This window comes from Erwinia sp. 9145, from assembly GCF_000745075.1.
Taxonomy (GTDB): domain Bacteria; phylum Pseudomonadota; class Gammaproteobacteria; order Enterobacterales; family Enterobacteriaceae; genus Erwinia; species Erwinia oleae.
Window position 1 is genome coordinate 110,465 of the sequence record NZ_JQNE01000001.1, and the last position, 21,463, is coordinate 131,927.

The 21,463-nt window shown below is 53.7% G+C and carries 23 protein-coding genes and 1 pseudogene; 14 read left to right on the forward strand and 10 right to left on the reverse strand.

What is annotated here, in order from left to right:
- The first annotated feature begins 2 nt into the window (after positions 1–2).
- On the forward strand, positions 3–926 hold the full coding sequence (locus FA91_RS00520) for a dihydrodipicolinate synthase family protein (RefSeq protein WP_034911521.1): 924 nt from the start codon (positions 3–5) through the stop codon (positions 924–926).
- Here the strand turns inward: FA91_RS00520 and FA91_RS00525 are convergent.
- On the reverse strand, positions 910–2,004 hold the full coding sequence (locus FA91_RS00525) for a gamma-glutamyl-gamma-aminobutyrate hydrolase family protein (RefSeq protein ID WP_034911522.1): 1,095 nt from the start codon (positions 2,002–2,004) through the stop codon (positions 910–912). The two genes, FA91_RS00520 and FA91_RS00525, sit on opposite strands and share 17 nt — an antisense overlap.
- A gap of 78 nt (positions 2,005–2,082) precedes the next feature.
- Between FA91_RS00525 and FA91_RS00530 the strand changes: the two genes are divergently transcribed.
- The 3 genes from FA91_RS00530 (at position 2,083) to FA91_RS00540 (ending at position 4,570) form a co-directional block, all read left to right on the forward strand.
- Positions 2,083–3,303, forward strand: coding sequence for a pyridoxal phosphate-dependent aminotransferase (locus FA91_RS00530; protein WP_034911525.1), 1,221 nt, complete (start codon positions 2,083–2,085; stop codon positions 3,301–3,303).
- Positions 3,304–3,364: 61 nt separating this feature from the next.
- Positions 3,365–4,063 carry an alpha/beta hydrolase gene (locus tag FA91_RS00535; protein WP_034911527.1) on the forward strand — a complete coding sequence of 233 codons (699 nt, stop codon included), beginning with the start codon at positions 3,365–3,367 and terminating at the stop codon, positions 4,061–4,063.
- A gap of 78 nt (positions 4,064–4,141) precedes the next feature.
- Positions 4,142–4,570, forward strand: coding sequence for a DUF3828 domain-containing protein (locus FA91_RS00540; RefSeq protein WP_034911529.1), 429 nt, complete (start codon positions 4,142–4,144; stop codon positions 4,568–4,570).
- Positions 4,571–4,591: 21 nt separating this feature from the next.
- On the opposite strand, the gene FA91_RS00545 is transcribed toward FA91_RS00540, so the two are convergent.
- A complete protein-coding gene (locus tag FA91_RS00545; protein ID WP_034911531.1) occupies positions 4,592–5,518 on the reverse strand; it encodes a VirK/YbjX family protein in 927 nt (308 codons plus the stop codon).
- Positions 5,519–5,749: 231 nt separating this feature from the next.
- Here FA91_RS00545 and FA91_RS00550 point away from each other — a divergent pair, with 231 nt between their 5' ends.
- Positions 5,750–6,712 (forward strand): DMT family transporter, encoded by a 963-nt coding sequence (locus FA91_RS00550; RefSeq protein ID WP_034911532.1) that lies wholly within the window; start codon positions 5,750–5,752, stop codon positions 6,710–6,712.
- Positions 6,713–7,532: 820 nt separating this feature from the next.
- Here FA91_RS00550 and FA91_RS00555 read toward each other — a convergent pair.
- A complete protein-coding gene (locus tag FA91_RS00555; protein WP_034911534.1) occupies positions 7,533–7,928 on the reverse strand; it encodes a transposase in 396 nt (131 codons plus the stop codon).
- A gap of 529 nt (positions 7,929–8,457) precedes the next feature.
- On the opposite strand from FA91_RS00555, the gene FA91_RS00560 reads away from it, so the two are divergent.
- On the forward strand, positions 8,458–9,714 hold the full coding sequence (locus FA91_RS00560; RefSeq protein ID WP_034911538.1) for a polysaccharide biosynthesis C-terminal domain-containing protein: 1,257 nt from the start codon (positions 8,458–8,460) through the stop codon (positions 9,712–9,714).
- Between the two features lie 8 nt (positions 9,715–9,722).
- The gene (locus FA91_RS00565) at positions 9,723–10,682 is read left to right on the forward strand and encodes an ATP-grasp fold amidoligase family protein (protein WP_034911541.1); all 960 of its coding nucleotides are present in this window, start codon (positions 9,723–9,725) and stop codon (positions 10,680–10,682) included.
- 35 nt (positions 10,683–10,717) lie between these two features.
- On the opposite strand, the gene FA91_RS00570 is transcribed toward FA91_RS00565, so the two are convergent.
- Both FA91_RS00570 and soxS read right to left on the reverse strand, forming a co-directional pair.
- Complete coding sequence (locus FA91_RS00570) at positions 10,718–10,999, reverse strand: YjcB family protein (protein WP_034911543.1); 282 nt, start codon at positions 10,997–10,999, stop codon at positions 10,718–10,720.
- Between the two features lie 288 nt (positions 11,000–11,287).
- The gene (gene soxS / locus FA91_RS00575) at positions 11,288–11,695 is read right to left on the reverse strand and encodes a superoxide response transcriptional regulator SoxS (protein ID WP_034911546.1); all 408 of its coding nucleotides are present in this window, start codon (positions 11,693–11,695) and stop codon (positions 11,288–11,290) included.
- Positions 11,696–11,814: 119 nt separating this feature from the next.
- On the opposite strand from soxS, the gene soxR reads away from it, so the two are divergent.
- The 4 genes from soxR (at position 11,815) to FA91_RS00595 (ending at position 16,428) form a co-directional block, all read left to right on the forward strand.
- Positions 11,815–12,285, forward strand: a complete 471-nt coding sequence (gene soxR / locus FA91_RS00580; RefSeq protein ID WP_034911548.1) for a redox-sensitive transcriptional activator SoxR — start codon at positions 11,815–11,817, stop codon at positions 12,283–12,285.
- Positions 12,286–12,326: 41 nt separating this feature from the next.
- Positions 12,327–12,989 (forward strand): glutathione S-transferase, encoded by a 663-nt coding sequence (locus tag FA91_RS00585; RefSeq protein ID WP_034911550.1) that lies wholly within the window; start codon positions 12,327–12,329, stop codon positions 12,987–12,989.
- Positions 12,990–13,259: 270 nt separating this feature from the next.
- Positions 13,260–14,609: an NCS2 family permease gene (locus FA91_RS00590; RefSeq protein ID WP_034911551.1), complete on the forward strand. Its 1,350-nt coding sequence runs from the start codon at positions 13,260–13,262 to the stop codon at positions 14,607–14,609.
- A 169-nt stretch (positions 14,610–14,778) separates the two neighbouring features.
- A complete protein-coding gene (locus tag FA91_RS00595; RefSeq protein ID WP_034911555.1) occupies positions 14,779–16,428 on the forward strand; it encodes a Na+/H+ antiporter in 1,650 nt (549 codons plus the stop codon).
- Between the two features lie 43 nt (positions 16,429–16,471).
- Here the strand turns inward: FA91_RS00595 and FA91_RS00600 are convergent, their stop codons facing one another.
- The 5 genes and pseudogenes from FA91_RS00600 to FA91_RS00615 form a co-directional block, all read right to left on the reverse strand.
- Entirely contained in the window at positions 16,472–16,963 is a 492-nt protein-coding gene (locus FA91_RS00600; RefSeq protein ID WP_034911558.1) for a DUF943 family protein, read from the reverse strand.
- A pseudogene (locus FA91_RS21145) lies at positions 16,950–17,055 on the reverse strand (DUF3289 family protein); the annotation flags it as partial. The pseudogene FA91_RS21145 and the gene FA91_RS00600, both read right to left, overlap by 14 nt.
- Positions 17,056–17,152: 97 nt before the next feature.
- Positions 17,153–17,644 carry a DUF943 family protein gene (locus tag FA91_RS00605; protein ID WP_051936928.1) on the reverse strand — a complete coding sequence of 164 codons (492 nt, stop codon included), beginning with the start codon at positions 17,642–17,644 and terminating at the stop codon, positions 17,153–17,155.
- A complete protein-coding gene (locus FA91_RS00610) occupies positions 17,631–18,467 on the reverse strand; it encodes a DUF3289 family protein (protein ID WP_034911560.1) in 837 nt (278 codons plus the stop codon). Before FA91_RS00610 ends, FA91_RS00605 begins: the two co-directional genes overlap by 14 nt.
- 162 nt (positions 18,468–18,629) lie before the next feature.
- A complete protein-coding gene (locus FA91_RS00615; RefSeq protein WP_034911563.1) occupies positions 18,630–19,532 on the reverse strand; it encodes a LysR family transcriptional regulator in 903 nt (300 codons plus the stop codon).
- 101 nt (positions 19,533–19,633) lie between these two features.
- On the opposite strand from FA91_RS00615, the gene FA91_RS00620 reads away from it, so the two are divergent.
- The 3 genes from FA91_RS00620 to FA91_RS00630 all read left to right on the forward strand — a co-directional run bounded on the left by FA91_RS00620 (position 19,634) and on the right by FA91_RS00630 (position 21,408).
- Positions 19,634–20,047, forward strand: a complete 414-nt coding sequence (locus FA91_RS00620; RefSeq protein WP_034911564.1) for a CidA/LrgA family protein — start codon at positions 19,634–19,636, stop codon at positions 20,045–20,047.
- On the forward strand, positions 20,040–20,738 hold the full coding sequence (locus FA91_RS00625; protein WP_034911566.1) for an LrgB family protein: 699 nt from the start codon (positions 20,040–20,042) through the stop codon (positions 20,736–20,738). The genes FA91_RS00620 and FA91_RS00625 overlap by 8 nt, the downstream gene beginning before the upstream one ends.
- A gap of 124 nt (positions 20,739–20,862) precedes the next feature.
- On the forward strand, positions 20,863–21,408 hold the full coding sequence (locus tag FA91_RS00630; RefSeq protein ID WP_034911569.1) for a YfaZ family outer membrane protein: 546 nt from the start codon (positions 20,863–20,865) through the stop codon (positions 21,406–21,408).
- Positions 21,409–21,463 lie beyond the last annotated feature (55 nt).

Here is a 21,463-nt window from a genome sequence, read left to right on the forward strand (position 1 = left end):
GTATGAAAGACATTAACGAGTGCCGTGAACGCCTGCGGGGCATTTTCAACATTACGGTGACGCCTTTTGATGCGCAGGGCGACATCGATTTTGCCGCGCTGGCGGAAAATATCGAGCGGGTAATTGCGCTGGGCTACGACGGTATTTTAATTGGCGGCACCTACGGCGAGTTTCCGGTGATGTTGCTGGACGAGCGTCGCCGGCTGTTTAATGAGGTGATGGCGGTTGTCGGCGATCGTGTGCCGGTGATGCTGTGCAGCGCCTCTTCCTCGCCGCGCGAAGTACGCGAGCTTACCGCGCTGGCGGGCGATTTGGGCGGCCTGCCGATGGTGACCCCGCCATTCGTCAGTGAGATCACCGACGAGCAGATTCACGCGTTTTTCCAGGAGATGGCGCCGCTGTCGAAAACCGGCATCCTGATCTACAACGCGCCGGGCATCGGTATCACGCTGTCGCCTGCCCAACTGGTGAAGCTGGCGGAGATCCCCGGCGTGGTTGGTATCAAGCAGGGCGATCTTAACCCAACGGCCATTGATCAGATCGCTAACCAGCTTCGCGGGCGGCTGCGCCTGTTCTGCGCCTCCGATCTGGCTTTTCTCGGCCCGATGATGTGCGGTTTTGACGGCATCAGCACCACCAACAGCGGCGCACTGCCTGAAGTGATCCTCGCCACTTTCCGCGCGCTGGAGCAGGGCGATGCCGACACCGCGCGCGACCTGCATCAGCTGTGGTACGACTATCGTGCGCTGGCGCGCCAGCACGGCCAGCCGCAATTAGTGAAGGCGGCGATGGCGCTGCGCGGCTTCAACGGCGGCACGGTTCGCGCGCCGCTCAAGCCGATATCGGACAGCGCGCAGACGGCGCTGGCCGGGGTAATGGCTGCGCTTGCCCGCGACCCGCGCAGCGGCGTTACGCTTGCGCGCTGACCGCCGCGTTTAACAGAGCAATAAACAGCGGATGGGGCGCATCCGGGCGTGACAGCAGTTCCGGGTGCCCCTGCACGCCGTGCCAGAAAGGATGCTCCGGCAGCGAGATGGCTTCCACAATGCCATCGGTTTCCGCACTGACCGTAACGCCGCTTGCCGCAAGCGGCGAACGCAGCGCGGGATTGAAGCGATAACGGTGGTTGTAGGCCATCACGCCAGGCCCGGACGGAAGCGGCGCGCAGGGTGAAAACGGAAGCAGACCGCAGCGATGGCGACGGTCGTCAAAGGCAATGAAGCTGTGCAGCGCGGCAGCTGGCGACACTTCGGCCAGCATTGCGTCGGCGTAGCCGGCCTGCGTTTGCAGCGCGGCGGTCGCCATGCTCTGCATACCGAGACACAGCCCGAGCACCGGCAGCGGGCGATGCAGAGTGGCCGCCGCCAGACGGATCTGCCCGCGCACGACGCGCATGGATGAACCGCCCGGCAGGATCAGCGCGTCCAGCCCGCTCAGTTCATCGACATCGTCCGACAGGCCGTCCGGCGGCAGGAAGCGCAGCGTTATGCCAATGTTTAACTGATGGGCCGCATCGCCCAGCGCGGCAAGCGTGGGCGATTCACGCAGATCGGTTTCACGTCCCGGCAGGCCAATGCACAGCCGTGGTGCGGGAAGGGAAGACGGTGCCGTCGTCCAGCGACCAAAAGCGTCCGGCTGCAACTGCAACAGCTGCTGGCCGTGTTCATCGCTCAGCACCAGGCGGTCGCCAGCGTCCCGACTGAAGAGCCTGACGCCGGGAAGACGTTCAATGTGTGCCTGGTCGCGAGCGGCAAGCACGACAACGGCATCACTTTCAGGCAGCTGCACGACGTGCGTCACTTCCTGCGCATGGCTGTCGCGGTAGAGGCCGGTGGTTACGCAGTAGCCCGCGCTGACCACGTGCTGGTGGCTGTCCGGATAGTCGCCATCGAACGCAGGGCGCAGGCTCCACAGCGGCAGATGGTGAGCGGAAGACCAGCACACCGCGCTGGCGCCAAAGCGGGCCGGGCGTTGGGTATCATCAACAATGAAAGTAAGCGACACGGTAAGTTTCCTGTAAGCCTTGGGTTAAATCGTGCTCACGATTGTATTGATTGACGCTTTAAAGACAAAAGAGGATTTATGAATAATAACCACATCGCGCGCCGTATGCAGCAGGTACGACCTTCGCCCACTGCCGCCATCTCCGATCGCGTGCGCGAGCTCGAAGCGGCTGGCAGAAGAGTCATCAACCTGGGAGAAGGCGAGCTGGATTTCGCCACGCCGCAGCCTATCGCTTATGCGGGGATTGCCGCCATCATCGGCGAACAGACAAAATATACCGCCGTGGCGGGCACCGCTTCGCTGAAAACGGCTATCGCGCAGAAGTTCCTGCGGGACAATCAGCTCACCTTTACCCACAGCGAAATCATCGCGGGCAGCGGCGCCAAACAGCTTATTTTTAATGCGCTGCTGGCAACGGTCGATCCAGGGCAACAGGTTATCATTCCTGCGCCTTACTGGGTCTCCTATCCTGACATGGTGGCTATCGCCGAGGGCGAACCGGTGATTGTGCCCTGCCACGAAGCACACGGCTGGAAGCTTCAGCCTGACGATCTGGCAAAAGCGCTGACGCCGCAAACCCGCTGGCTGATCCTGAATTCGCCGGGAAATCCTACCGGCGCGCTCTACAGCATGGATGAATTGCGCGCGCTGGCGGAGGTGTTATCAGACTGGCCGAACGTGATGATTATGGCAGACGATATCTATGAGCCGCTGCGCTACGGCGGCGCCGCCTTTACTACCTTCGCCGCCGCCGCGCCTGAACTTGCTGGCCGAACGCTGACCATCAATGGCGTGTCGAAAAGCCATGCGATGACCGGCTGGCGGCTGGGATACGCAGCCGGGCCCGCCTGGCTGATCGCCGCCATGCAGGTGCTTCAGTCGCAAAGCACGTCGAATCCTTCCAGTATTTCTCAGGCCGCCGCAGAAGCCGCGCTGGTGCAGCCACCCACCTTTCTGGCGGGATGGATCGACAAACTTGAACAGCGTCAGCAGCGGGTGCTGACCATGATAGCTGAGATTGACGGCATGAGCGCCCGCGCGCCTGAAGGCGCATTTTATGTGTTTGCCAACTGCCAGGGATTGATCGGACGCGTGACACCGGCGGGAGACGTGCTGGAGGACGATCGCGCGGTGGCTGCCTGGCTGCTGGCGGAATCGGGCGTGGCGGTGCTGCACGGCTCTGCGTTTGGTACGCCGGGCTATTTACGTATCGCCTACGCCATTAATGATGCGGTGCTGGACGAAGCGTGCCTGAAACTGGCGGCGGCGGCGGCGACACTGCGTCAGGCGGAAAAATAACGGCGTTACAGACCGGCCAGCGCTGCTATCCTTATCGCGTTGAGTGATAAGGAGTTCATGAATGGCAGGTCTGGTTTTACTGCCTGGCGTCATGTGTGACGCCGGTCTGTGGCAAAAAGTTGAAAGCGATCTTTCGCCGTTCGGCCCGCTGATTTTTGGCGACCTCTCTCAGGGGAATTCCGTCGAAGAGATGGCGGAAAGCGTACTTCAGCAGTGTCCCGCAACGTTCACGCTGGTTGGCTTTTCAATGGGCGGATTTGTGGCGCGCGAGATCCTGCGCCGCGTGCCGGAAAGGGTCGAACGACTGATCCTGATCGCCACCTCCAGCCAGCCGGACAGCGAACGCGCTCGCCGGGCGAAAGCTGCTACGGCGGCGGCGCTGGCATCGACCAGCGGCCCGTTCCGTGGGCTGGGCCAGAAGGCTATTGCGCTCTCGCTCAGCGCGAAGCGCGCCGACGATGAGGCGCTACAGGCCGTCATTCGCGCCATGAGCCTGCGGGTGGGCAGGGAAGCTTACCGCCGCCAGCTGTTGATGACGCGCCGTGGCGATACGGCATTGCTGAAGCAGATAAGCTGCCCGACGCTGGTCGTTGCGGCGGCGGACGATCGCATGCGGACGATGGCCGAGTCACAAACCCTTTGCGATAACATTCCTCATGCCACGCTTGAAGTCATTGCCGGTTCAGGCCATATGCTGCCGCTGGAACAGCCGCAGGCGCTGGCGGCTCTGCTCACGCGCTGGTTGCGCAATGATGCATAAACGGTTACTAAAAAAACGTACGGAAAGCGGTGCAACAGGGTAGATTAGCGGGGCAATAAATGAGCAGAGATGGCATTGATGAAAAAAGGGTTACTGGCTTGCAGCCTGATGCTGTTTACGCTGCGCGCGACGGCAGCCGATCCTGAAGCAATCGGCAGGGATTTTTATAACTGGTATTTAACGGCGCTGAGTCAGGATGAGAGCCCTATCGACGAGCACGATCCCCTGCTGAAAAAATACGTGACGCCGCAGCTATTGCAGAAGATCTCTGTACTGATTAAAAGTCCTGATGGTATGGATGATGACTATTTTTTACAGGATCAGGACTACAGCGATGACTGGGTTGATCACGTCAGCGTCGGGCGTTTCACCGTTAACGGCGAGGCCGCGTCCGGCGATGTGATTTTAGGCAACGGCTTTGATGATGCGCAGCGCTTGCTGGTTACGCTGCATCGGGTCGGTGACAGCTGGCTGATTGATGATGTGGCAAAAGAAGAGACGCGCTGAATCCACGCGTCGCGTCCTTAATTAACGAGGAAACGACGCGCTCAGCGCATCCAGTAGCGCATAGCGGCGGCGCGCCTCTGCACGTTTTTTACTGGCGATTTCTTCAAGTGGTTTACGCTCAATGCTTTGCGGCAGCAAATTGAGGCTTTTCGATTGTGGCTGCGCGTTCAGCGATGCCCAGAATTCATTGTAGCTGGCATGAAACACGCGCCGCTTTCTCATCCTGTAGCGCAGGCTGCGGAAAACATGGCCTTCATCGCTGACGCCATAAATTTTGCCGATGTGGTTTTCAGCGGCAAATATCATCAGTTGTTCAATCAGTAATCGTTTGGGAAATAGCCCATGACAGGCGCGCGTTGCATCGCGGATCAGCGAATGCGGCGTATCGCGGTGCGCACCCTGCATGCCGCCGATAACCAGCACTTGCTCTTTCTGATCCTGCATGACCGTAAAGGTCAGGATGGCCAGACGAACTCCGTCGCAGGTGATATACAGGTTTGCTTCGCCCTCTCTTTCACAGGTTCCGGTACAGGCCAGAGTGATGGCAACGTCCTCGTCATTTTTCCCCCGGAACTGTGCCAGCGTGGTGCCTGCGACCGTCAGCATCGCCTGGCGCAGGCGTGGAGTCGTCAGCGACCGGACGAACTGATAATGATCGATAATGGCCTGAGCACGCGCGGCGGTTGCCATGCCGCCATATAAATAGGGGCGATGTGCTTTTGCGGGCAACGTGGACTGAACCGGCAGGATATCGCGCATTATTGCATTGCTGGCCATTGCATCGACCAGCTTCCAGGTCACTGAGGGATAGATGAGCGAGCGGAAGAGATATTTCACCCGATAACGGCGCGTTGACCACAGCTTACCGGGCCTTAACCGGCCGGACACCAATGAAAGAAAAACGGTCAGGCCACTCTCCTGACGGCGGACTAATGCAGTATCAGACATGCTCAACCTGTGTAATCAATCTACGTGGGAGAGACATTGAATCACCGCGTATTTCAACCTCACTTCAACCATGCTCAGGGCGTAATGCCTTTTTCATCATGGTTGAGGTGATGTTTATCTTCCGCGCTGCGAGAGAGGCAAAGCGGGTGGTGCAGATTCCTGCATGCTACAATCTTTCTTCATCAGCGCGGGTGACGATCACCGCCGGTTTGATTGATATGCGGGTTATCTATGTTAGCGGGTGTTGTTTTTGCTCTCTGTGCAGGCCTGATGTGGGGGCTGATTTTTGTCGGGCCGTTACTGGTGCCGGACTATCCGGGGGCGTTGCAGTCGGTGGCGCGCTACGTCGCCTTTGGCCTTATTGCTCTGCCTCTTGCCTGGCGCGATCGTCGCCGTCTGGCGCTGTTGACCCGCAGCGACTGGCATGAAGCGCTAAAACTGGCTCTGGTCGGTAACCTCCTTTATTACACCTTTCTGGCAAGTGCGATTCAGCGCACCGGCGCGCCCGTTTCAACCATGATCATCGGCACGCTGCCTGTGATAATCACCATTAGCGCAAACTATTTCTATGGTCATCACGATGGCAGACTGCCCTGGCGTAAACTGTTGCCGGTACTGCTGCTTATCGCGATGGGGCTGGGGCTGGTTAACGTTGCGGAATGGCAAAGCGCTAACCATCACGGCGATGCCTCGCGCTATCTGACGGGCATCGCGCTGGCCCTGTGCGCCCTGATCTGCTGGACATGGTATCCGTTGCGAAACGCGCGCTGGCTTCGCGCGCATCCCGAAAAGAATGCCACCACCTGGGCCACGGCGCAGGGCGTCGCCACGCTGCCGCTGGCGCTAATCGGGTATCTGCTGGTGAGCTTACAACTGCATACCGCCGATCCTGTCTTCACGTTGCCGCTGGGGCCAAAGCCAGAAATTTTTCTACCGCTCATGCTTTCCATTGGCTTGTTCTGTTCATGGCTGGGCACGCTATGCTGGAATGAAGCCAGCCAGAGACTCCCGACGGTGCTGGTGGGGCCGCTGATTGTCTTCGAGATCCTTGCCGGGTTGAGTTATACCTTTCTGTTACGTCAGAGCTGGCCGCCGCCGATCACCGCTGTTGGCATCCTCTGTCTTTTGACTGGCGTGGTCCTGACAACGCTGATTAAACCAGCGCCTGTTATTCGTCGCATCGCAAAAAAATAGCCTGTTGTCAGGTTTCCTCTGGTCATTTCTCATTAAAAATGGCCTTTCTGGCCGTCTGTTACCTTTCAGAACTGTGAGCGATATCGTGTTTTTCAGACTCTTTACCGCATGTGTTTATGCTTTTTACCGGCCTGTAACGGTATAAAAAACACCTTGTTCAGGCGTCCGGCGTTTCTGTAATGATGGATAAAGAAGACCGTATTAACGAGCAATCAGATATATTTGAGACGACTTTAGTAAAGGTAAACCATACTTAATTCAAATTATCAGCGCACGCACGCGTTCTCTGAACGTCAAAAAACCGTTAAACACATTAGTTTCTTTCGTATGGCATGTAAGAAGGCAGCACCCTAAAACAGGGTATTTATCATAAAGCATAAAGTTTTTTTAACGGTTTGACTTAGGTGGAATGCCGTTGTGAAGCGGGGGTGTACTGCTGTACGCGGGTTTGCCTGAAAAAATGGACTAGCATAATAAATGCAATTTTGCGGAAAGATGCAGATTTGTGAATCATTTAATCAGAAATAAACATACAATTTACTTAAGTGTTTTGTATGATTTTTGAGCAATAATTAAAAAGGGCTTAAGTCTTGAAGGGCGCATTTATCTTTGCAGACAAAGATAGATGCGCGCTCAAGCTATTGAAAATAAATGATTTTAATTCAGTGGCGTGTGAAGTTCTGGCCTGGTAAGCGATAAAAAAATAGAATCATTCATCAATGAAAATCGCTTTCACAAAAAACTACTCTTCATATTCAATTAGTAATGTGAATATTAAAGGGGATTCATAAATTGCTAAAAATGTGTACTAAATCGCATTTTATTGGTTTTCCAGATTGTAGGGATAATGATAAACACTACGGCTAATATCTAACAAACGGCAACTCCGGCGGGTGCCAATCTCAAAGGTATCTTGTAGATAATTAACGGCCTGTCGCTTGTCATTAGTGGTAAAAAAGTTTTTAAGGACGCTTTGTAGCATCTCCTTATCTGACATCAGCGTCTGCATTTCACGCTGAACGTAATGTAGCCGCTCTTCTAAATCCTTGATCTTTCTTCCTTCTTCGGAGGAAAGTCCGGCATATTTCTTCTTCCAGCTATAAAAGGTGGCTTCGGAGATGCCAAGCTCTTCACATATCTCTTTAACCTTTACCCCACGCTCGGATGCTTTAATCGCGCTGGTGATTTGTTCCTCTGTATATCGTGACTTTCTCATAGATGCTATTACCTTTCTTAACTATCACAAAAATGGAATGACTAAATTAATGACTGGATCTGATTAAAATCAAATAGACGTAACGGCGCGTCGCAGCGCATTCAAAAATATCAGGATTAACTTAAGTGATTATTTCAAAATATCATCATGGGATTTCTCCGATTTTATTTGTAATACCGAGAGTGACCTTTCGATATCTCACTTTTTGTTATAAATTCTTTTCACGCCAGCAACAAGGCCAGTGAAAAATTCAGAATGATTCACCCTGCGGTGCAAAAAATCCTGTGCCATGCTATCTGACGGATTTTACGCTTTTGGTGAATAGAATCAGGGTGGTAGGAATTAGTAAGATTAATCTTTAAGGCAGGCAGCATTGAAATTCGTCTTTTAAATAAGAGCGGTATTTTTTTGCGCGCAACATTCTAAATAATATAGCCGTATCATTTTTTTCGCAGGCCAATGCCAGGCGAGATTTTTTGAAGTAAACACGGATGTGGTAAACGCAGACAGAATTTCAAAGGATGCTTCGATGAAACACAGTGTTATGTCCAACGCCGTCTGGATGATGTCGGAAAAAATCGTTTCCGTATTCGGCGTGATATTTGTTACATCCTATGTTGCAAAATCCTTTGGTCCATCCGTTTTTGGACAAATAGCATTTTCTGCATCACTTTTTTCAATTGTTCAGGCCGTCGCCATATTTGGTACTGAAACTATTCTGTTTAAGAGTATTAGCAAAAGTGCACCACGAGGGATACGGCTGATGGCTGTGGCAAAACGGCTCCGTATGGCGCTGTTATTGTTACTTTCTGCACCGGTGCTGTTGTATATCTGGCTGACCATGCGAGAAAATTTTCTGGTGTTCGCCGTTGCTTCTTTTTTCGCAGCGTTGTTCGTTACCCAGGATATTTTCAGCGTTTACAATAACGCGCGTCTGGCGTCACGTATGAACACCATTGCCAACGCCATCGGTATGCTGTTGAGCTTTGCTATCAGCTTCGCCGTGGCCTGGTTAAGGCTCAGCCCGCTGCTGCTGTCGCTGTCGATTGTCGCGGTTACGCTGGTGCCATACCTGATCAAACGCAGCATGTTTTATCAGGCCAACAGCATTACGCTTCCGCCAAAGCGAAAGCAAAAAAGCTATCTGCGTTATCTGCTGCACGCAGGCCTGCCGCTGGCAATTTCCAGCGTCTTTATCTCCATTCAGGTCAAGCTGGCGCAGTTTTTTTTGGTGGGTGTGGGTTCAGCGCATGAACTGGGCTTGTTTACCGCCGCGAATACGATTTCGGCCTCATGGATCTTTATTCCTGTGGCGATCATCACATCCTGTTTTTCTGAAATCTTCAGAGAGCGCGCGGATGTTGCAGTAAAACTGGCCGCGAGGCTGAATGGTTATGTTATGGCAGTTTCGTTTTTGATGCTTTTGATCGTTGCGCTTTTTGGCGAGGAAATCATCACTACCCTTTACGGGCATGACTACACAGAATCAGGAGATCTCGTTACGTTATTGTCGTTGGCTACCTGCTTATCGGCAATGGGAACAGTGGCATATCGCTATATGGTGAAAGAAGGGGGTTTTAATTACCTGCTGGTGAAGGTGATCTTGCTGGTGGTAATTAGCGTGGCAACCAACTGGTTTTTCATCCGTTCCTGGGGATTAACAGGCGCAGCCTGGAGCGTTCTTATTACTGAACTCTTATCTCTTACCGTAATGAACTATTTCTTTAAGAATGCAATTATTCTTAAAATACAGCTTTCCTCACTAAACTACAAAATATACAAATGAGGCCAAAAATGTTTAATCTCAAAAAAGAATTGAGAAAAGGCGCACTCTATCTTTTTAAGAAAATTCCATGGTCTTATCAGGATCGAATCTATTATTTACACAGATTTAAAAAGCTGCCTAACCTTCATCGACCAAAGCTTTTCAATGAAAAAGTTCTCTACAGGAAATTTATCATGGGAGATTATGTTCGATACGGAGCACTTTCAGACAAGTATTTAGTCAGAGACTATATTTCGCATACTATCGGTGATGAGTACTTAATTCCACTGCTGCATGAAACGGCCGATCCGCGTACGCTGCTTGGACTCAAGTCGTTAAAAAATACCGTTATTAAGCCAAATCACGGTTCAGGTATGGTTGAGATCCTGCTTGAAGAACCGGACAGCATACAGAAGCAGTTGTTGATTAAACGCTGTGATGAATGGCTGAGTCGCGACTTCTCGTATGAGGCACGCGAAATTCACTACCGTTATATCAAGCCGCGGATACTGGTGGAACAATATATCGGCGACGGAAAATTCGCCGCCATTGACTATAAGTTCCATATGTTCAACAAAAAAGACGGGAACTTTGAGTATGTGCTTCAGGTGATCTATAACCGTTGTGGCAACTCACCGTTATCGATGAACTTTTACGTTAACAATCTGACCCAGTGTTTTTATAAAATTCGCGATACCGGGCTGGATATCAGCAGTGAACTGGAAACCCTGGAAAGGGCGCTTGATCTGAGTAAAAAGCTGGCGGCTGATTTCGATTACGTTCGCGTTGACTGGTATATTAACGAAGGCCAGATCTTCTTTGGCGAACTGACCTTTACGCCCGGCGCGGGAATGGTCACGGGTCTGGGACAGGGGCTGGATAAGCTGATGGGCGACATGTGGCTTCAGGAAAACAAGCCAAACACGCCATCGCAAAATTACCAGCCAGCGGATATCACGACGATCCCTGCCGTGTTGAAGAAAATTTAGACACACACTGCGCCGCGATCGGCGGCGCCTTATGCTCACGGCATAGGAAAATTGGCTGGCGTGTTGTTCATGACGTTGATAAACGCATCGCGGACGATGTACCAGATGTGATGTAAATTCGCCATGCTTAACGTGATCCCCAACAGGCCGGTGACGAACCAGCAGGACATGCCGATACCGATGCTGGTAAAGACGAATGCCATCACGTTGTGACTGGTCTGGCGGCATTTAACGTTAAATGTACTGGCAAAAAACATCATCACGGCGCTAATCAGTTCCCATCTCATCATCACCACGCCGGCGGTCAACGTACCCATAAGCTTTATCTACTCCACGCAATATCAGCCCCAACAAAAATGACGTCACGCGATTCGAGCGGCAGGTTGCCAGGGAAGCCTGCGTTAAAATCAGACATAAGCTGTCTTATAAGTGTGACGCAGGTCACATTATATCACCGTATTTTAAATTTTGAACAAATTTTGAACCTGGTATGGTAGTGCCAAAATCGTCAGCGAGCGCGTGCCAGGGGGAATTAAAGCGGAAAAAAGGTAATGATGCGTCCGCCGCCCCGACAGCGACAGAGGAATATCGGGGCGAAGAGACAATCAGCAGGCCTGAGAACAGTCGTCGTTTGCGCGCCAGTTTGCAGCCGACGCGCCGCAGTCAAAATGATAGTGCGGTAGCGGCTGGCGGCGCATGGTATGGCGGTAAGCTGTCGGCGTCTGCGAGAACTGTCGACGAAAAACGCGCGAGAAGGTTTGCTGAGAATCGTAACCATACTGCATGGCGATATCGAAAACCGGACGCTGCGTCTGCCGCAACGCTTCTGCCGCCCTGGTCAGGCGACGTTCACGAATATAGTTGCCTAATGTCTTTTTAGTCACCGAGCGGAAAATACGCTGAAGATGCCACTTGGAGTAGCCAGACTTTGCGGCGACCTCATTGATGGAGAGGGATTTATCCAGATTGCTGTCGATCCAGTCGGTAAGGGTGTGAATGATGTCGTCGTGCATACGTCTTTTCTCCCTGAGTAATGGGAACGGGTCATTAATTGAAAAAAGAGTTGAGAAGTTTCGCCTTCCTGATGGCTGATGAGTATAATTCCTCAAGTTAACTTGAGGTAAAGTGCCAAATGAAAAAAAGTCGCAATAACCTTAACAAGCGCGAACTTACGCCGGGCGATGTGGCACAGCGCTGTGGGGTCGCCGTTTCAGCACTGCATTTCTATGAAAGCAAAGGCTTAATCAGCAGTTTTCGCAACAACGGAAACCAGCGGCGTTATCATCGCGACGTGCTGCGACGCGTGGCGATTATTAAAATCGCGCAGCGTATTGGCATTCCGCTGGCCACCATCGGCGAGCACCTCGCGCAGTTTCCCCCCGGCGAACGCATGTCGTCAAAAGAGTGGAAGGTGCTGACCGAACGCTGGCGCGAAGAACTCGACAGGCGCATCGAAACGCTGGCACGGCTCCGGGACGATCTGGACGGCTGCATCGGCTGTGGCTGCCTGTCGATGGCGGATTGCCCGCTACGCAACCCCGGTGACCGGCTCAGCGAACGCGGCACCGGCGCGATTTTGTTGGAGCCGGGTAGCGAGCCGTAGCGTCTATAATAAGGATCCTCTTCACAACACAAGGCCAGTTCATGATCACGGTTCATCACCTGAATAACTCCCGCTCGCAGCGCATCATCTGGATGCTGGAGGAGCTTGAGGTTCCTTATCAAATTAAACGCTATCAGCGCGAAGCGACCATGCTGGCGCCGGACGCGCTTAAGAAAGTCCATCCGCTGGGAAAATCGCCGGTGATAACCGACGGCGAGCAGGTGGTTGCCGAGTCGGGCGCGATTCTGGAGTATCTGGCCGAGCGATATGACCTGGAAAAACGGCTGCTGCCGACCGGACAGGAAGCACATCTTCAGTCGCGCTACTGGCTGCACTATGCGGAAGGCTCGCTGATGCCGCTGTTGGTGATGAAGCTGATTTTCAGTCGCATGGGGCAGCCGCCCGTTCCCTGGCTGCTGCGGCCCATTGGTAACGCCTTCGGTAAAGGCGTGCAAAAAGCCTGGCTGGATAAACAACTTGCCACGCATCGGCAGTTTATCGAGCAGCACCTGAGCCAGAATACGTGGTTTGCGGGAGCGCAGATGAGCATTGCCGATGTGCAGATGAGCTTCCCGCTTCAGGCGCTGAGCGCGCGCGGCGGTGCAGCGGATTCGCCGGCCATTCAGGCATGGCTTAAGAACGTACAGGCGCGTCCCGCCTGGCAGCGCGCAATCGAGCAGGGCGGTGAGGTGCAGCTCAGCTAGCCATCCTCTCCTGAGAGCAACGCAAAGCGAAAAAGAAATATATCCACGAACGGGTGTTGAAAAGGCACTATTAAACGCTGGATAATCGTTTGCCTTTTAAAACAATGCGGCCTTTTGCGTAGCGAAGTAAACGTTTGCTTTTTTCCGATCGCCGCCTTCGGGCTTTTTGCGAGCGGTGAACATAGCGCCCCAGGATGGAAGCGTTGAACCCGATTGTGCTTCATGCGCCACGCATTAATAAACGATAAAAATTCTCAGGGGATTTTCACTATGTCGACACCTTCACCTCAGGCCGGCGGTTCGCTGGATGCCTGGTTTAACGTTTCTGCGCGCGGCTCCTCCGTGCGCCAGGAGATTCTGGCTGGCCTGACGACCTTTCTCGCCATGGTCTACTCGGTCATTGTTGTGCCGTCTATGCTTGGCAAAGCCGGTTTCCCGCCCACCGCCGTTTTCGTTTCAACCTGTCTGGTCGCTGGCCTGGGCTCACTGTTAATGGGGCTGTGGGCCAATTTGCCGCTGGCGATTGGCTGCGCGATCTCTCTGACGGCTTTCACCGCATTCAGTCTGGTGTTGGGGCAGCATATCAGCGTGCCGGTGGCGCTGGGTGCGGTGTTCCTGATGGGCGTACTGTTTACCGTTATTTCTGCAACCGGCATTCGCGCGTGGATTTTACGTAATCTGCCGATGGGCGTGGCGCATGGCACCGGTATCGGCATCGGTCTGTTTCTGCTGCTGATTGCCGCGGACGGCATCGGACTGGTGGTGAAAAATCCTGCGCCGGGCCTGCCGGTTTCGCTGGGCAACTTCGCGTCTTTTCCGGTGATGATGGCGATGCTTGGCCTGGCAGCAATTTTCGGTCTTGAGAAGCGTCGCGTGCCTGGCGGTATTCTGTTGACCATCATTGCGATTTCCATTATCGGCCTGATCTTCGATCCGGCGGTGAAATATCAGGGGCTGTTTGCCATGCCAAGCCTGCGCGATGCGCAGGGCCATTCACTGGTGTTCAGCCTGGATATTCTGGGCGCGCTGCAACCGGCGGTCCTGCCAAGCGTGCTGGCGCTGGTAATGACGGCGGTATTTGACGCGACCGGAACCATTCGCGCGGTGGCGGGCCAGGCAAACCTGCTGGACAAAGACAACCAGATCATTGACGGCGGCAAAGCGCTGACCACCGACTCCCTCAGCAGCATCTTTTCCGGCCTGGTCGGCGCATCGCCTGCGGCGGTCTATATTGAATCCGCAGCGGGTACGGCGGCGGGCGGCAAAACGGGGCTGACGGCAATTGTTGTCGGCATTCTGTTCCTGCTGATCCTGTTCCTTTCGCCGCTGGCGTATCTGGTGCCGGGCTATGCCACCGCGCCGGCGTTGATGTACGTGGGTCTGTTGATGCTGAGCAACGTTTCAAAAATCGATTTCAACGATTTTGTTGATGCGATGGCGGGGCTGGTGACGGCGGTGTTTATCGTACTGACGTGTAACATTGTCACCGGCATTATGCTGGGCTTCGGTTCGCTGGTGATTGGTCGCATCTTCGCGGGCGAGTGGCGTAAGTTGAATATTGGCACGGTGATTATCGCCGTCGCGCTGATCGCCTTTTACGCGGGCGGCTGGGCAATCTGATCGCACAGGGCCGGTTATCCGGCCTTTTTTTATTTTTCGGTCTTTTCCCTCCTGAATAACACACATCCTGTTTTTAAACGGTTTACAATTTTGTTTTACTATCAAAGGCTGATGGTCGTTTTAATCGTTTGGTACCTGTGTAAAACATTGGAAGACGCTTAAGGAAAACATGGAAATCTTCTTCACTATTCTCATTCTGACGCTTGTGGTTTCGCTTTCCGGCGTTGCCGCACGCATTATTCCCTTTCAGATCCCGCTGCCGCTGGTACAGATCGCCACGGGCGCGCTGCTGGCCTGGCCGACGTTTGGCCTGCATGTGGACTTCGATCCTGAACTGTTTCTGGTGCTGTTTATTCCGCCGCTGCTGTTCGCCGACGGCTGGAAAACGCCGACCAGTGAGTTCCTGCATCACGGGCGCGAAATCATCGGGCTTGCGCTGGTACTGGTGTTGATTACCGTTGTCGGCATTGGTTATTTGATCTACTGGCTGGTGCCGGGTATCCCGCTGCTGGGCGCCTTTGCGCTGGCTGCGGTGCTGTCGCCCACCGACGCCGTGGCGCTCTCCGGTATCGTTGGCGAAGGGCGCATTCCGAAGAAAATCATGTCGATCCTTCAGGGCGAAGCGCTGATGAACGACGCCTCAGGCCTGGTATCGCTGAAGTTTGCCGTGGCGGTGGCGATGGGCACTATGGTGTTTACCGTCTCCGGCGCCACTATTGAGTTTTTGAAGGTCGCCATCGGCGGCCTGCTGGCGGGCATTGCCATCTGCTGGCTGTACGGCAAGTCGCTGCGTCTGCTCAGCCGCTGGAGCGGTGACGATCCGGCCACGCAAACCGTGCTGCTGCTGCTGCTGCCGTTTGCCTCCTATTTGATTGCTGAACATATTGGCGTATCGGGCATTCTGGCCGCCGTTGCGGCAGGGATGACCATCTCCCGCTCAGGCATTATCCGTCAGGCGCCGCTGGCAATGCGCCTGCGTGCCAACAGCGTCTGGCATATGTTGGAGTTCGTGTTTAACGGCATGGTCTTCCTGATGCTGGGGCTTCAGTTGCCGGGCATTCTGGAGATCTCTATCGGCCAGGCCAATGCCGATCCGAACGTCGATCTGTGGATGCTTTTCGCTTCGGTCGCACTGATTTATGCGGCGCTGATGGTGGTACGTTTTGGCTGGCTCTGGACAATGCAGGTGATCAGCAATCGCCTGCTGAAGAAAAAGCCGATGGAGTTTACCCACTATTCGACACGCGAGCTGCTGGTGGCCTCTTTTGCTGGCGTGCGCGGTGCGATTACTCTGGCGGGCGTGCTCTCTATTCCACTCTTTCTGAGTAACGGCGAACCTTACCCGGCGCGCTACGAACTGGTTTTCCTGGCAACTGGCGTCATTCTGGTTTCGCTGGTGGTAGGCGTGATCCTCCTGCCGCTGCTGCTGCGCGGCGTGGCCGGTACGGACAAGTCGGAACATCGCCGCGAAGAGCTGATGGCGAAGGTGGTGATGGCGGAAACGGCCATTGAAAGCCTGCATAAAATGGAAGAACGGCTGGTGAGTGACACCGAAGAGAACATTGATGCCGACCTGCTGAAAGAGGTCAGCCTGCGGGTGATTGGCAACCTGCGCCGCCGCGCGGACGGCAAGGCCGATCTGGAGCGTTCGCAGTATGCTGAAAACCTTGAGCGTCGCTTCCGTCTGACCGCGCTGCGCGCCGAACGCGGCGAGCTTTACCATCTGCGTGCCACGCAGAAAATCAGTAATGAAACGATGCAGAAGCTGCTGCACGATCTGGATCTGCTGGAAACGCTGCTGGTTGAGAAGGAAAGTTAGGCCTGCTATCCCGCAAACCGCATCAGGTTTGCGGGATCACCCCTCACCGATCGCGCGGTTCTTTAACCAACGGCCCGCCGGGTTTTTGATGAAATCCAGCGCCATCAACCCGGTAAGACATGGTGCCGTAACGTGATCGACTTAAACGAATGACCGAGCTATCTTTTCGGATACAGTTGGCTTTCACCGGCATATCCTCAAAGCAGATCAGATAATCGAGATCGTCGCTGGGGAAAAAGGTATCAGGATCGGGTTTAAGTTCCTGATAGCCGTCGCCGTAATCGTAAATGATCACAGTGAAAATTCCGTCTTCGTCGGGCTCCGGAATGTGATAGTTCTCTTTGAGAGAGTGTTCATTTTCTTTCCACCATTTTATTTTTCCGCTGGTGGTCAGAGGGAATTTTTTCACAATAATGAAGCTGTAATTCCCTTCCCGATGCACGGCGATGACTTCTGGTTTCCTCACTGAGAAGTAGCCGGCAACGCAACAGATCAAAAATACTGCAAGGGTCAATATCCATTTTATTAGTTTCATTATCGCGTCCCCGATATCACTATTCTGGCTTCCATATTGGTAAATAAAGGCTTAAATCCAAACTGCTGCCAGCGCTGAAGCACAAACCAGATAAGAAGAATATGCTGATAAGTAAAGCAGCCCATACCGCTTTACTTATGAAAATCCTGGTCACCGCATGAACAGCCTGAATACAATTTTATGCCTGCTTTAATAGTCTCTGATTAGCTGTCCGCCAGGCTTTTGATGAAATCCAGCGCCATCAACCCGATAATACATGGTACCGTAACGCGATCGGCCAATACTAATGATCGAGCTATCTTTTCGGATACAGTTGGCTTTCACCGGCATATCCTCAAAGCAGATCAGATAATCGAGATCGTCACTGGGGAAAAAGGCATCAGGATCGGGTTTAAGTTCCTGATAGCCGTCGCCGTAATCGTATATAATTACCGTAAAAATGCCGCTCTCATTTGGCTGGGGAATATTATAATTCTCTTTCAGAAGCTGTGCATTTTCTTTCCACCATTTTATTTTTCCGCTGGAAAGTAAGGGGAAGTTCTTTACGATAAGGTAACTTGATGTGCGATTGCGATGAGCAGCGATAATCTCTACCGGGCGCATAAATATCGTGGTCACCCAGGTGGCAGTTATGATGGCAGTCAAAATAATTACAGTTTTTATAATATTATTTATTTTCACTTTTTGTTCCTTTCAAAGTGATGTTGGCTTCCATGTTGGTAAAGAAAGGCTTAAATCCAAACTGCTGCCAGCGCTGAAGCACAAACCAGATGCGAAATATATGCAGGCGGTGAAAGGTTGGGTTCAGAATGTCATGCGCATCAAGTCCAAAGTGATCCTGACTGGCATAATGAATGTTCGCCTCAAAATCTTCCCCATCAACTTTTAATGATTCCAATACAATCTTTGTCGCATAAATATCATGAACGGACATGGAGAGCCCGTTTATCTTGTCTGTCCAGCGCGTGAATTTGGGTAAGACGGTGTCCAGAACAGCGTCTGTTAACGACTGTCTTTCTTGAGAAGGGTAAAATTTTTCATCAAAATTAATAGATTTTGACAACACTTCTTTTATCGCCTTCAACGAACTATCCCTGGAAAGATCGGTTTCAATCTGCCTTTTATAGGCAAAATTCAGCTTGCTGCTGCGGAACGGCTGGCCGTTGCCATACTGGAAATGGTTAACCATATCCAGAAACAGATCGCGGTAGCCAAAAAAGGTGAAGATCCACGAGTCACGACGAAATTCGGTAAACAGCTTGTTGACCAGTTCCTGTTGACTGATTTTTTGCTGTACCACGGCATAATTACTGCGGGGAAAGTTTTTCCACTCCGAGCGCCAGGGATCAACATTATCGGAAATGGTTTTTAGTCCATATCTGCCAGTTAACTCTGATTCAGTTAAATCGCCACAGTACATATCATCGGCCCGGTAGTCGTTCATGCGGTGCTGGGTGTGGAAAATAGTGAACGGAAAACGTAATGCAACGTTGTTATCAGTCATCGTAAAATCCTTTTAATTCAACGGCATCATTGCCTTTGTGCTGATAAAATCTACTCTGTTTCCCTTTCTGATTCAGCCGCTAACGTTAAAAGTGTGAACCCGGTTTACATTGGTAATCCTTTTTTCAGCATGCCGGTGCAAGCTTATTTGCCGACGAGCAATTTATACCGACAGCGTCGGCGCCATGCCCGGCCAGAACTCACGGCAGCAGGCGATCCACGCCTGTGCGCTTTTCGACAGGTAGCTGCCTTCACGCCAGATCAGCCCCAGTTTCCACGCCAGCTCCGATTCCAGCGGCAGCCACAGCAAATTGCTTTTATCCAGCCGCTGACAAATCGGCTCCGGCAGGATCGCCACGCCCATTCCCGCCTGAACCATCGCCGCCAGAAAATCCCACTGTCCGCTACGCACCGCAATCTGCGGCGTGAAGCCGCTGGCCTGAAATGCACGCATTAGCTGGCGATTGAGGGAGAACTCCTCGTTGTAAATCAGGATCGGATGCCCGGCCAGTTCGCTGATCGGAATGTGCGTCCGGCGCAGCCATTCGCGGGTGCGCGGCACCAGCACACAGAGCGGATGGCTCATTAGCGGCAGCGCGTTAAGCGGCAGATCGTCGGCCACCGGCAGGGCGGTCATGGCGATATCCAGCGTGCCGGCCAGCACCGCCTGCTGCACGGTCAGGCCGCCAAATTCAGAGATTTTCAGCTCAACGCCCGGATAGCGCTGGCGAAAAGCCGAGATCGACCCGGCAATCTGCATGCCGACCATAGGCGGAATGCCGAGTCGTAGCTCGCCGGTTTTCAGATCGTTAATATCCGAAATTTCCGCTTCAAGCTGCTTAAATTCCTGAAGAATCGTCATGCCGCGCTGATAAACCGCCTGGCCGGTGTCGGTCAGATGCAGCTTACGGCCTTCGCGGATCAGCAGCGTGCAGCCCAGTTCATCCTCAAGCTGGCGCAGCATCTTGCTGATGGTCGGCTGGGTGACGAACAGCTGCTCAGCGGCGCGGGTAAAGCTCTGTTGGCGCACCACCTCAACGAAATAGCGCAGGGCTCGAACGTCCATAATTATTCCTGTAGGGCATAGTATGAATAACATTAAGTCATTTTTTTCACTATCCGTCACCGCTTTATACTGTGCGCAGACATTTTTCAGGAGTTAACGTCATGACGATGCGCTCAGGTTTGACGCAACGTATTCAGGTTCCGCTTCAGGTCGTACTCTATATTGCGTTGTTTTTAATGGCGCAGCAGCTGGTTGCATGGCTGGATCTGCCGCTGCCCGCCAATATCGTTGGCATGCTGCTCCTGCTGGCGCTGATCGCGCTGCGCGTGCTGCCACTGCGCTGGGTAAAGGCGGGTTCGCAGTGGCTGCTGGCGGAAATGCTGCTGTTTTTTATTCCGGCGGTGGTGGCGGTGGTCAACTATTCGCAGCTGCTGCGGGTTGAGGGCTGGCGCATTATGTTAGTTATCGCTGTCAGCACGCTGCTGGTGCTGAGCGCCACCGCGCTGGTAGTCGATCGCGTCTACCGGCTGGAAATCTGGCTGGCGCAGCGCCGTGAGGAGAAACGCAATGCGTGATCTCATTCTCAGCGTGCTCTGTCTGCTCGCCACGCTGCTGATCTACTTTATCAACAAGCGGCTGTACCGTCGCTGGCGTCGGCTGCTGTTGATGCCGCTGGTAATGACGCCAATGGCGCTGGTGGCGCTGCTGTTGGTGACGCGGATTTCGTGGCAGGACTACATCGGCGAAAGCCACTGGCTGCTGTGGCTGCTTGGCCCGGCGACGCTGGCCTTCGCCGTGCCGGTTTATGAAAACACAGAAATTATTCGCCGCCACTGGCTGTCGCTGAGCGCGGGCGTGGTGACCGCAACGGCAGTGGCGATCGGCAGCTCGGTATGGCTGGCAAGACTGCTCACCCTGCCGGAGGTGATCCAGCGCAGTCTGGCCGTGCGCTCCATCACCACGCCTTTTGCGCTGGCGGCGGCGGAGCAGCTTGGCGGCCAGCCCGATCTGGTGGCGCTGTTCGTGGTGATAACCGGCGTGTTTGGCATGGCGGTCGGTGACGTGCTGTTTATCCGCCTGGCGGTGAAGCAGGGAATGGCGAAAGGGGCCGGTTTCGGGGCCGCGTCGCACGGCGCAGGCACCGCGCGCGCCTACGAAATCGGTCAGGAAGAGGGCGTGGTAGCGAGCCTGGTGATGATGCTGTCCGGTATTGTGACGGTGATCATCGCGCCAGTGACGGGGCATCTGCTGTGGGCAGTGGCATAGGCTGGTTATTTCATGTTACGTAAATATGTCCTGGCGGGCGGGATTCTCATGTTAATCATCCGACAGTTGGTTTACTCTGCGAAGCCGCCAGCAATGGCGTGAGTAAATTGACCAGGAGAATAAAATGAAAGCAGTGGCAACTCTTACCGGCGCGCTGGCGCTTCTGACGCTGGCAGGCACGGCGCAGGCAATCGAAGGCGGCGTGAGCGTCGGCGAAAAATACACCGATGTGCATGTCGGCCTGGGCACCACCACGCCGGGTTTTGCACTGTCAGGTGACTGGCTGCGCAGCGACCATGACGGCAACGTGGAAAGTCTCGGACTGGGCTACAACGTAGCGGTTGGCGATATATTCCTGTCGCCGGGCGTGAAAGTGATGTCCACTAATCCGACCGACAGCAAAGACGGCTACGCCGTCGCGGTGGGTGGCGGGGTTCGTTTCCCGGTAACCAATATGTTCAACGTGTATGGCGAGTATTACTACTCACCGGACTCATTCTCCAGCCATCTTGATGACTATCAGGAAGCCTCAGGCGGCGTCAGCTTTCAGCCCATTTCGCTGGTTGATGTGCGCGTAGGCTACAAATATATGGCGATGAACGGCAAAGACGGACGTAAAGACAACGTGGTTGCCAACGGCCCGTATGTGGGCGCCGCTGTGCATTTCTGATGCGCAGGGAAGGGAGCGTGCTCCCTTCCCGTGATTTTTCGAGGCGGATGGTTCA